Annotated in this window: 12 protein-coding genes and 1 pseudogene; 4 read left to right on the forward strand and 9 right to left on the reverse strand. The window is 31.5% G+C overall.

Annotation, left to right across the window (positions count from 1 at the left end; translation table 11 throughout):
• From KA828_RS11780 to tadA, 6 genes and pseudogenes are all read right to left on the reverse strand, one after another.
• A partial coding sequence (locus tag KA828_RS11780) for a YSIRK-type signal peptide-containing protein (protein ID WP_245336090.1) occupies positions 1-343 on the reverse strand: 343 nt, incomplete at its 3' end.
• A 283-nt stretch (positions 344-626) separates the two neighbouring features.
• Positions 627-2,906: a fibrinogen-binding adhesin SdrG C-terminal domain-containing protein gene (locus tag KA828_RS11785; RefSeq protein WP_481906429.1), complete on the reverse strand. Its 2,280-nt coding sequence runs from the start codon at positions 2,904-2,906 to the stop codon at positions 627-629.
• Positions 2,907-3,049: 143 nt separating this feature from the next.
• Positions 3,050-3,152 (reverse strand): annotated as a pseudogene (locus KA828_RS13440) (YSIRK-type signal peptide-containing protein); the annotation flags it as partial.
• A gap of 354 nt (positions 3,153-3,506) precedes the next feature.
• A complete protein-coding gene (locus KA828_RS11790; protein WP_053031100.1) occupies positions 3,507-4,073 on the reverse strand; it encodes an NADPH-dependent FMN reductase in 567 nt (188 codons plus the stop codon).
• A gap of 22 nt (positions 4,074-4,095) precedes the next feature.
• Positions 4,096-4,965, reverse strand: coding sequence for a Cof-type HAD-IIB family hydrolase (locus KA828_RS11795; RefSeq protein ID WP_210126272.1), 870 nt, complete (start codon positions 4,963-4,965; stop codon positions 4,096-4,098).
• Positions 4,966-5,098: 133 nt separating this feature from the next.
• A complete protein-coding gene (tadA, locus tag KA828_RS11800; protein ID WP_210126273.1) occupies positions 5,099-5,572 on the reverse strand; it encodes a tRNA adenosine(34) deaminase TadA in 474 nt (157 codons plus the stop codon).
• A 63-nt stretch (positions 5,573-5,635) separates the two neighbouring features.
• Between tadA and KA828_RS11805 the strand changes: the two genes are divergently transcribed.
• Both KA828_RS11805 and KA828_RS11810 read left to right on the forward strand, forming a co-directional pair.
• Positions 5,636-6,253, forward strand: coding sequence for a deoxynucleoside kinase (locus KA828_RS11805; RefSeq protein WP_210126274.1), 618 nt, complete (start codon positions 5,636-5,638; stop codon positions 6,251-6,253).
• The gene (locus tag KA828_RS11810) at positions 6,246-6,908 is read left to right on the forward strand and encodes a deoxynucleoside kinase (RefSeq protein WP_210126275.1); all 663 of its coding nucleotides are present in this window, start codon (positions 6,246-6,248) and stop codon (positions 6,906-6,908) included. The genes KA828_RS11805 and KA828_RS11810 overlap by 8 nt, the downstream gene beginning before the upstream one ends.
• Positions 6,909-6,962: 54 nt before the next feature.
• Here KA828_RS11810 and KA828_RS11815 read toward each other — a convergent pair whose 3' ends face one another.
• Entirely contained in the window at positions 6,963-7,664 is a 702-nt protein-coding gene (locus KA828_RS11815; protein ID WP_210126276.1) for an HAD family hydrolase, read from the reverse strand.
• 470 nt (positions 7,665-8,134) lie between these two features.
• Positions 8,135-9,403 carry a Fic family protein gene (locus KA828_RS11820; protein ID WP_210126277.1) on the reverse strand — a complete coding sequence of 423 codons (1,269 nt, stop codon included), beginning with the start codon at positions 9,401-9,403 and terminating at the stop codon, positions 8,135-8,137.
• A gap of 741 nt (positions 9,404-10,144) precedes the next feature.
• Between KA828_RS11820 and KA828_RS11825 the strand changes: the two genes are divergently transcribed.
• The gene (locus KA828_RS11825) at positions 10,145-10,321 is read left to right on the forward strand and encodes a hypothetical protein (protein WP_154392029.1); all 177 of its coding nucleotides are present in this window, start codon (positions 10,145-10,147) and stop codon (positions 10,319-10,321) included.
• Between the two features lie 85 nt (positions 10,322-10,406).
• Positions 10,407-10,589: a hypothetical protein gene (locus KA828_RS11830; RefSeq protein WP_245336091.1), complete on the forward strand. Its 183-nt coding sequence runs from the start codon at positions 10,407-10,409 to the stop codon at positions 10,587-10,589.
• A 196-nt stretch (positions 10,590-10,785) separates the two neighbouring features.
• Here the strand turns inward: KA828_RS11830 and KA828_RS11835 are convergent, their stop codons facing one another.
• A complete protein-coding gene (locus tag KA828_RS11835; protein WP_210126278.1) occupies positions 10,786-11,862 on the reverse strand; it encodes a branched-chain amino acid aminotransferase in 1,077 nt (358 codons plus the stop codon).
• Positions 11,863-12,234: the final 372 nt, after the last annotated feature.

Below are 12,234 nucleotides of genomic sequence, written 5' to 3' on the forward strand. Positions count from 1 at the left end.
CTGTTGAAGGCTGTTCTTGACTTACTTCTTCAGTAGCGTTTTCATTTGTAGTTGATTGTTCTGCACTAGTATTAGTTTCTTGCGTTGAATTTTCTTGTGAAATTGCGTTCTGAGATGTGTTTGATTGATTGCTAGCATCTTCTTCAGATGCTTTTGAATTACTTTGATTTTCTCCGCTTTCAGTTTGATTAGTTTCAGCAGCTTTAGCTACATCATGTCCTGCACCAAAGATTAATGTTGCACCAACTAAAATTGATGCCGTCCCCACTGTGAATTTTCTTATCGAATATTTATTTAATCTATTCGGTAAGAAATCTAATCGTTTATTCGGCTTTTTCTTCAAATAACTCACACCCCTATTTTCCAAATTTATTGAGTACAATACTCATACAAACCTTATCACTTTTTGTATATTGTTACAATATATAAATCTGATTTTTAAAAAAACATTAATTTGTCCACGCTAAATAACTTTAGAAAATTATATAATTTTATTATATTATTTAATAACATTTAAATTTGGTATTCATTTACTATAAAATCTAGCGTCATACTTATTATTACCATAATTAGCATTTAAAAAACCCGCAGTTTCACACTACGGGTTAATTTCATACATTTATTTCTTAGTTATTCTTTTTATTTCGCTTTCTACCTAATATTAGTGATGCTATACCTGCAATTAATGTTCCGAATAACACTCCATTTTTCTCTTCGTTGTTTCCTGTTTCTGGTAATTCACTATTATCTGGATCTGCGTCGGCATCGCTATCAGAATCCGCATCGCTATCGGCATCGGCATCACTATCCGCATCTGCATCGCTATCGGCGTCGGCATCACTATCCGCATCCGCATCACTATCTGCATACGCATCTGCATCGGCGTCGGCATCACTATCGGCGTCGGCATCAGCATCGGCGTCGGCATCACTATCCGCATCTGCATCTGCATCAGCATCTGCGTCGGCATCAGCATCAGCATCACTATCCGCATCCGCATCGCTATCTGCATCTGCATCTGCATCTGCGTCGGCATCAGCATCACTATCTGCATCGGCATCGCTATCGGCATCTGCGTCGGCATCCGCATCTGCGTCGGCATCTGCATCCGCGTCGGCATCACTATCTGCGTCAGCATCCGCATCACTATCTGTATCGTCACCATTACCGTTACCATTACTTGTAGCAAATGTTATATTATTACCATACTCTGCTGTATCATCTGTACCATAATATTTATTAGATGTAACCATAGACGCCCATTGTTCGACATTTACATTACCTTCAGCGTCTGGTTGATACTTACTAACTACTTTGATGATATATGGCGTATTAATATCTCCAAAATTAATTGTAGCCGTATTATTATTATTTATAGTCACTGGATATTCATTAGTAACATCTTCATATTGAGAATAATTATAAATTCTATTGCTATCTGGAAGATATTGATTTGATGCCACTTTATAAATTTTAATCTCAGTATTGTTATCTATAATTGTACTACCATTTGGTCCATTACCATTGATTGTGACATCTGTATTTTTAGCTGTGTATCTTAATGGATTGACATATACCGTTTGTTCAACGGTTTGATTATCTAAATCAAGATGAGTGAATATACTTTGGATATTTGAATCCCCTTTGACTCTAGGATACTGATAATCAACTGTGAAATTTTGATTATAAGCAGTATTAGCAGTCTTAAAAGTCATATCGATGTTAGTATTTCTTGTTGGCACTTTTGATTTATCAATAAACGATGATAACGATAGCGTCCCTTTAACATTTGAGTGTGTATCAACAAAATCTGTAAATGTATATGTTGCGCGTTTAGTTGCATTATCATATGTGCCTGTTGCGATAATGTCACCATTGCTATCTGCAATATCTGGCACAAAGTATTCATCAGTTAAGTCTGACGGGATTGTATGTGGATCATAATCAATTGTCATTGTATCTCCACTATTTACAGCATCATCAACAGCAATATCTGAATGATATGTTATTGGTTCACCATCATGTGCGTGAATTACACCGTCATTGTTATGGCCTTCTTCTATATATTGATTTGAGACCTTAATTAAATCATTTACATTTTGACCTTGTCTAGCAGCAGCTAATTTATTCACAGCTAATCTACTTTTTGGTTGTACAGAACGCGTTGTATTTACATCACTCGTTGTCGCATATGTAGCCTCGGAATCTTTTTTATTAGAGTCAGCCTTAATGAGCGCACTTAGTAATGCTTTATTATCAACTTGATTATAGTCAATATTAAGGTTGTTAACATTTTCACTAGCCTCTACAATTGAACTACCAGTATTCTCAGCTACAAAATTTGTTAATGCTTTCTCTTTTTCTGTATTATCATTAGTATTATTTAATTTTGTCTCAGTATTTTCAAATGATGAATCTAAACCTGATGCACTAACTGTCTTAAAATCATTATTATCTTCTACAGATGTTGGTTCGTTTAAGTTAATATTTGAAGTTTGGTTGTCTTTCTCTTCTTGGCTATCTTCCAAGTTTGAATCATCATTGATTTGAGTAGCGTCACTTTCTATGCTTGATTGATTATCTTTATGAGTTAAACCTGTTGACTTTTTTGATTCTTGGTTTGTAGTAGATGTTTCTACAGTAGGTTGTTCTGACTTAGCTTCATTAGTTATATCCCTATCTGAAGTTTGCGTACTGCTATTCTCTTCTGTAGAAGTTGAATTTTTAGTAGCTTCTACACTTTCATTTAAGTTTTCTTGAGAACTCACTTCTCGCTTTGGTAATTGATGTTCACTTTCTTGTTTACTAGTTTCATTTGAGTTTTTATTGTTTGATACGGAATTAGAATTATTATCTGCATCTGTTGCTACATTTTGTTTTGTAGTGTCAATTTGTTCTGGTTTCACTTGTGATAATGTAGCACTCTCGGATGTTTGTACATGACCTTTTGCTTTTACATCTTGCGCTTCATTCGTATCTATAGTTGTGGAAGCTTGCTCTTTTTCAGCTGCTTTTGCTTCATCATGAGCACTTCCAAAGATTAAAGCTGTCCCTACTAATATAGATGCTGTCCCTACTGTGAATTTTCTAATTGAGTATTTATTTTGTTTATTCGGTAGAAAATCCAATCTCTTTTTTTGTTTATTTTTCAAACAGACCACTCCCTAAAAGAATTATAAATTGACCTAATTTAACCGTTTATTTAATTACTTAAATTTAAAAAATGAATTAAAAGATTATGCTCCAAACAATTGAAAGCAATTAAATATATTTAAACTATACCATGGATATACTTTTAAAAACCATATAATTATAAATTAATATCAAATTCAATTAAAAGATGAATATAAATTCATATAATTAAGTTCAAAAAAATATCCTTTGTATTGCAATCTATATAATCGTCTGAAATATTCTTTTTAAAACAATAAAAAAAAGAACGATAAAAATCGTTCTTAAAAACTAGTTTCTACTATTATATATGTGTACTTCTAGATAATTAAATTTTATTTTAAATGTTCATATGGACTATTATTCACAAATGATACAATTTGGTCTACAAATAATTTTGCGCGCAACTGAAATTGGTCATCATCAAGATACAATGTACCATCTTCAAGTTTACTGTAATCTGAATCGTGTGTAGCAATTTGTGTCGGTACCGCGATACCTAGTAAACTGCGAACAATGACACGTAAATGTGATAGTGGTTCTGAACTAACAATACCACCACTATTGCCAATTAGCCCTACTGGTTTCATTTTAACGTAATCCATATTGATATGATCTAATGCATTTTTAAGAATGCCAGAGTAAGAACCATGATAATTAGGTGTGCCAAGTACTAAGAAGTCTGCTTCCATAACTTTAGTTTGAAAGTCTTTTGCATTTGCTTTAATTTCTTCTGTTGAATGGGTTGTTCCTGAAAAGTCTAACTGATTTAAAGGTCTTTCTGCTAAATCAAATATATCAACATCTAAATCATGTGTATCAAATTGACCCACTAAATATTTAGCAAGCGCATTCGTATGTGAGCCTACTTTTGCACTACCAACAATAATAAGTCCTTTCATTTCTTCTAAACACCTCTTAATATTAATTATTTTCTTCTTGTAATAGTTTCATAATGGCTTTACCTACACCATTATTTTCGTTAGTATCTGTGACATATTTAGCAACGGCTTTTACTTCAGGCATTGCATTTTCTACTGCCACCGGATAACCTACACGTTCTAACATTGACACATCATTTAAATTGTCACCTAATGCCATAACGTCTTTTAAATCAATATTTAATTGATCTGCAATAGACGCTAACGCTATTCCTTTTTGAGCATCAGAGTGGGTAATTTCAAGGTTACCACGTGATGAAGATGAGATAGCTAAACTTGAAATTGCTGAGAGTTCTGCCCCTATCTTGTTTATTTTCTCTAAATCCGGGTTAAAGGCAAGGACTTTCATAATTAGTTCGCCTGGAATATTTTCAATTTCCTCATAACTATCTACAACTTTCAACGTCCCATTATCTATACGCTTTTGAATGCCGTTTTTAATCTTTTCAACATCCGCTTCTTGTCCTGCTTGTTTAGCAATATCTAAATATATATCTAAATCTTTAGTAGGATCTTCTGTGTAAATCCCTCTATTAGTGTAAATTTGATAGTATACATCTTCATGGTTCAAGATGGATTTTATGCGTTCCACTAATTCATGATTTAAGTTAGAGGTACTCATAATATTAAACGATTCATCACGTACTTCTGCACCATTTAAACAAATGTATGGCACACTTAAATCTGTTTCAGCTACAGGTGTGTTCGCTTCATAGAATGCACGACCTGTCGCAATGGCAACTGTTATTCCTTGTGATTGTGCAAATTTAATCGCATCAACATTTTCTTGTGAAATTTCATGTGCAGCATTTAACAATGTGCCATCCATATCTGTTGCTATTAATTTAATCATACAGTTACCTCGTTTCATTATCTTAATTAAACGCTATTTATTTTGAAAAAGTATCATCTGAAAGTTTTTAAACCTCAATTTTGACACCATATTCACGTGTATTATTTTAACAAATATAAAACAATTTGTACGCTTACTTGTTCGTTTTAGACTTCTTTAATCGTAATTCTCGAAAGAAGTTACGTAATAGATCTCCACATTCTTGTTCACATACACCACTAACCACTTCAGCTCTATGATTAAAGCGTGACTCTACTAGTAAATTCATCAAGCTACCACCACATCCACCTTTAGGGTCAGAAGCACCGTAAACCACTTTAGGAATTCTGCTCATCACGATAGCACCTGCACACATGACACAGGGTTCCAACGTTACATATAAGGTGCAACCTTCTAAACGCCAACTTCCAATGGTATTAGACGCTCGTTCAATCGCTATATGTTCTGCATGTGCAGTCGGAAGCTGTGCAGTTTCTCTTAAATTATGTGATCGTGCTATAACTTCATCATTTTTAACAATAATTGCACCTATTGGTACTTCTCCAATATTTTGCGCTTTTTTAGCTTCTTCAATCGCTAATTTCATGTAATATTCATCATTTGCCATGTGTGTTATACCTCACTTATGATACAATACTCATTGTCTATTTTAACATTTGGAGATGTGATTATGAACAAACCATTTATCGCAATTGAGGGCCCTATTGGTGTAGGTAAATCCTCCCTAGCTCATATGCTTAGTCAGTCATTAAATTACTATGAAGAAAAAGAAATAATTGATGAAAATCCATTTTTGTCTGATTTTTACGATGATATCTCTAAATGGAGTTTTCAAACTGAAATGTTCTTCCTTTGTAATCGATACAAACAAGCGAAAGATATCGCAAAAATGACACAAGGCGTTGTTAGCGATTATCATATTTATAAAAATAAAATATTTGCCCGTAACACTTTAAGTCATCATGAATTTGATAAATTTGACCGCATTTTCGATATTTTAACAGAAGATCTTGAAATGCCTAACATGATTATTTTTTTAGATGCAGATTTGAATGTTTTGAAACAAAGAATCGCTAAACGTAACCGTAGTTTCGAGCATCATATCGAAGATAACTATTTATTGAATTTAAAAGAAGATTATTTAACATTTTATAATGCGATGAAGTGTGAAGGTGCGAATGTTGTCTTAATTAATACAAGTGATATTGATTTTGTCAATAACGATTCAGATTATCAATCCATTTTAGAAAAAATAAGACCTATGATAGGAGCAATTAAAAATGAATAATTACAAAGTACCTCAAAATGCAATTATCACTATTGCTGGTACAGTTGGTGTTGGTAAATCAACATTGACACAAGCGTTAGCCGACAAACTGAATTTTAAAACTTCTTTTGAAAATGTTGATCATAATCCTTATCTCGATAAATTTTATGATGACTTTGAACGTTGGAGCTTTCACTTACAAATCTACTTTTTAGCGGAACGCTTTAAAGAACAAAAGCGTATGTTTGAATATGGTGGTGGATTTATACAAGATCGTTCTATTTATGAAGATGTAGATATTTTCGCGAAAATGCATGAAGAACAAGGCACTATGAATAAAGATGATTTCAAAACCTATTCTGAGTTGTTCAATGCTATGGTAATGACACCCTACTTCCCTAAACCCGATGTATTAATTTATCTTGAATGTGATTATGATGAAGTCATTGAACGTATCAAAGCACGTGGTCGTGATATGGAAATTAATACAGACCCAGAATATTGGCAAAAATTATTTAAACGCTATGAAGATTGGATTAATAACTTTAATGCTTGTCCAGTAGTACGTGTAAATATCAATGAATATGATATTCACGAAAATCCTGACTCATTAGATCCAATTATTGATAAAATCGCACATGTCATTAATACGTACCGTAACGTAGATAATCGATAATATCTAAAAACGCTACACAATATTGGAATCCTTGTGTAGCGTTTTTTTATAACCTTATTTATTTTCACTAAATTGTTTTAAGACTTCGGGCACACTTACCGCTGTATCTATAATCACATCAGCGTCGACTAACTCTTCTTTTTTAGCAATACCACTCAGTACACCAATAGCTAAACCTAATTCAGCATTTACCTTTGTCTTCATATCATTATTCGTATCACCAACAATCACTACATCTTTAGGTTTCACGTCATAGTGGTCAAACAATGGATTAAGTACTGCCGGATTGGGCTTTTCAGCAGCATGTGTTTCTGTTGAAATCACTAAGTCAAATGCATCTTTTGAATTTGTATCTTCTAAAAACTGCAAGACGCCTTTTCTAGAATCACTTGTAACAATACCAATTTTATAGCCGTCTTTTCTCAATGATTGAATCATATCGTATACACCATCAATCCAGTTATTCTCAGGAACACGCGTATCAACAAGTTCCTGGCTCGTATTACGTGTCCAAGTTGAGACATCTTGACCAACAACATTATTGAAAGCTTTAATCATTTCATCTAGCGAGCCTGAACCCATCACAGAATCAGGAACAATTGCATCATCGAGAATACCCAATTGTCGATGCGCAACTTCTTTATCGGCGACTGGGTATTCATCTAAAAGACTATCTACTAATCTTATGCCGATTTTCTCCCAACTCTTGTCAAACTCAATTAACGTCCCGTCTTTATCAAATAATATCCATTCCATTTACATAACACTCCTATAATTCGTAACTTTAATCCTTCTATTGTAATACAGATTTTCATTTTAGACTTAATAGAACGATTTACAATTCCAATTTCCCATTATTTAGTATATGTATCTGTTAGACGTTTATCTTGGGGCTTTGGATGTATCATGTTATATCAACAATTTGCAATGAAGTTGAATCAATTACGTATTTTCAAAAAGAATAAAAATTATCATGTTTTTAATTAATATGGTTATATAAAGTTCACCCCGAAAATTAGATTTCAATCTAACTCTCGGGGTGATGATAATTTTGAAAATAATTATTTAGGTTCGCCATGTACTAAAATACTACTAATAAAGTCAATCGCTTTTTTAATGAAACCGAATACGTCTGTCATTGGATTCCACTCCTTCATTAATATTTAAATTATACTTTTATTGTAAATACCTGAGGATAAATTTGGCGTTTATTGCGTAATTGCCTATTAATGATGCGTATTTGTCTGCTTATATATTTGGTTTGTAGTGTGATGCATTGTCAGTAATTCTTGTACGTAACTGTCTTTCACCTCGTAAACAACAGGATTTCTTTTTAACTTAATTAATTTGTTTTCATATTTGTTTATGACTTCATTAACTTTATTTCTTGAGTAGCCAACTATGTTTTTTACTTCTTTAATACTCATTCTAGAGTATTTACTTCCAAATATTTTGTCTTGAAGTAATATAAAAAGAACATTTAAATCATATTTATTTAATGCTTGTTCATTAAGAGACTGAGTAAGTCTTGTAATGATGTCTGTATTATTTTCAAACGTTTCTATAATATTATTTTGTCCTTCAATAAGTAATTGCATCATATCATCAATAAAATTTGTTATTTCACCTTTATTAAAATAATCAGATGCTTCTTGAAATGCTTTATAATATTTATTTTTATTATGATTTACGACGTATGAAAAAGTGAGTGCTGTAAACGAATCCAAGTTATCATTAAGTAATTTGGCTAAAATATATCTTCCTACTCTTCCATTTCCATCGTAAAAAGGGTGTATGTACTCAAACATATAATGACTAGCTAATATTTTATAAATACTGGGTGCTTCATAATCTTTAATAAAACTTAATAAAATGGTTAGATATTCATAAATTTCTGGTTCATTAAATTCATTTCTATGAACCCATTTACTTTTAGAATTGTCGTAGACACCGATAGAATTTTTTCTAAACAAATTTCCATCTGGTAAATCTTTTTCTAGAATTTCACAAGCAACAATTGAATCAAAAATATGACGTATATCTGTGATTGTATTGATTTCAACGTCATCATTTTCAATCATAATATATTGATTTACTAATCCATCAAAACGCTTATTCTCACCTTTTGTTTTGTTCAGTGACGCAGCAATCTCTTTTTTTGTACTTTTTATATTTTCAATTTCATTTGTACTCTGGAGTTCATTGATTAATAAATGTTTAATATATGCTTCATTCGCGACTTTAGGCAAAGCTGAGGAAAGTTGCTTAATTCTATCTGAGTTTTTCAAGACCTTTTCAAGATTAATACCTAATGATCGATTTAGAACAAAGAATAGAGGATACTCTATGCCTCTTTGTTGTTTCTCGTCCTGAATTGGATGAATGGCAAAGTCGGTAACATAACTTGAATAACTATTTAACCGCATATTATATTCTGTTTCCACATTATCCCAACCATACATATGAAAGAGCTTTTTTAATGGTTTGTATTCCACGTGATACACCTTCTTACTTATCATATATTTAAGTATCCTTTTTTGATACCAATATTATACATAATACGTTATATATAAAAGTATGATCTTTAATTTGAATAACACCATGCTTAAAATATAATATTAATCCCTCCAACATGTCTGTACTTTAAACATAGATGAATTAAAGAAACTATAAATAAAACTGATTATATAAAAATGTTTAATTCATGTTTTTAATATTTTATGTTATTTTTATATTTATAAACAATGTTAAAATCATTAGTGATCATAAGATAAAATATATGCCTAAAGATAAGAAATGCCTTTTTTCGCTAAATATTTAAGTAACTAAATGATTTAATAAATCAAACTTTCTCATACAGTATTTATTAATATATGCCATATCTTTTTTGAATGGTTGAAATTCAATAGTTGAGATTTTCATGAAAGGTTGCATAATATATGTCAAAATCTAAATTGAGATTAATTCTAAATATTATATATTTTGGATCAATCATATTACTTTGTATTTTTATGTGGATAACAGATATTCATATTCTTACAAATATTTGGGGAATTATACTTTTTTGGACATACATTTTCATTTTTCAATTTATAATCGATCACTACGCACCTAAACAGAAAAAACATGATGATAAATAGCTATATATACTTTGAGTTTTTAAAATTTATTAAAAAGCTGCATAATTAAAATGTGGGAAATTTTTAAAATGACTTAAAAATGTAGGGGTGTCTGTGATGAAATACAGAATAATTGCAGGTGTTATATTTTTAATAATACTAATTGTTGCTACGTTTTATGTTCAGCCAATGCTTACTTTAGATAATCAATTATCAAATTTAATATATATTTTAGTATTAGTTATTATTGGTGCTGTATTAGGCTATATTAGTCGGCGTTTAGATGGGAAATAGCTAATTACTGTTTCGAGATCTACCAAATTTATAACGATCTCCATTTAAAAACATTTTCTTAATGATGCTAAAGGAGAGATTGATAATGAAAAAATATCAAATAGCCTTAACGATTAGTTTGGTATTATTGAACATATTCTCAATTATTTTCATCGCATTTTTTCATATTCCATATGGTAAGACCATTTTCTATTCTCTTTTCTTAGTTATAATTATCGTTTTTTTCTTTATAGATATGAAAATTGAGAAAGATAATGGTAAAAATTGAACAAGTAATACATTAAAATTTAAATAATCAAATCTTTAAGTTCCAAATATTTAAGTCCATAAGGTCAAAGTATTCAATTATCTAGTCGCTTATTTTAGATATCATTCAAAAAGCATAAGCTCAAACCATCACAATTGAATAAAATAAAAAGCTAGAAACCTCAATTACTTGAGATTTCTAGCGCAATAAACATACTTTATTTATATTCTGGGACAACTACACGCCAACCATGCGTATCTTCTAATTTACCACTTTGGATGCCAGTGTATGTGTCATATAATTTTTTAGTAATTTCGCCAGGTTCGTTATTGTTGATGACGATTTCTCTATCTTCATATTTTAAAGTACCTACTGGTGAAATCACGGCAGCTGTACCTGATCCGAATACTTCAGTCAATTCACCTTTGTCGTATGCTTCAAATAACTCATCGATTGATACTTTACGTTCTTCAACTTCATAGCCTAACTCTTTCGCCAATTCAATGATTGATTTACGTGTAATACCTGGTAAGATACTACCATTTAAAGCAGGTGTAACTAATTTTCCATTTTCAACGAAGAAAATGTTCATACTACCAACTTCTTCAACATATTTTTGTTCTACACCGTCTAACCATAGCACTTGGTCATAGCCTAAATTATTAGCATTTGTTTGTGCTAGTAAACTTGCTGCATAGTTACCTGCTACTTTAGCAAATCCTACGCCACCACGTACGGCACGAACATATTCATCTTCAACGTAAATTTTAGTTGTTTTTAAAGTGTCTCCGCCGTAATAAGCACCTGATGGAGATAAAATGATTAATAATTTATATTGATGAGATGCTCTTACACCTAAGATACCTTCAGTGGCAAATACAAATGGACGAATATATAATGATTGTCCTTCGCCTTCAGGAACCCAATCGCGTTCAACGTCTACTAATTGTTTTAAACCTTCTAGTAATAATTCCTCATCTACTTTAGGCATCTCTAGACGTGCTAATGAATCATTAATACGTTTGAAGTTTTGATCTGGTCTAAATAATACAACTTCACCTTTATGTTTATATGCTTTTAAACCTTCAAATACAGCTTGTCCATAATGAAGACCTTGTGCAGCTGGTGAAACTTCAAATGGTGCATAAGGAACAATTTTTAAATCATGCCAACCTTGATCTGCATCATAATCAAAACTTAACATGTAATCTGTGAAGTATTGACCGAATCCTAAATTACCTTCTGGTTTTTCTTTAAGCGCGTCGCGTTGTTCAAATTTTACTTTTTCTGACATGATGAAAGCCTCCTAAATCATTCTAAGTTAATAATAGTATATTAAATTATAGCAATCTCATAATGGTGATTCAATAAATTTTCTAAAAATTCAAACTAAATATCAATTGTAAACCCTTACTTCAAAAATAACATACTTCAATAATAAATTTAAATCCATCTTCGAAATTGGAAATTAGCCATTTAGAAAAATGTAAAATGAATAATAGTACATAGTTGCATGCTCACACACTTACGTAAATAGTTCTAAGATAGATTACGAAACATAGTTGCGAAGACTCCTAGGAGAGCTTTAATTTTAATGAACCTATGAGCAATAGCTCTTAGGTAAGTAGTTCTAAAATGGGTAATAGAACGTAGTTGAGCGACGCCT

It is taken from the genome of Staphylococcus sp. GDY8P85P (genome assembly GCF_017892405.1).
In the GTDB taxonomy this organism is placed as follows: Bacteria; Bacillota; Bacilli; order Staphylococcales; family Staphylococcaceae; genus Staphylococcus; species Staphylococcus borealis.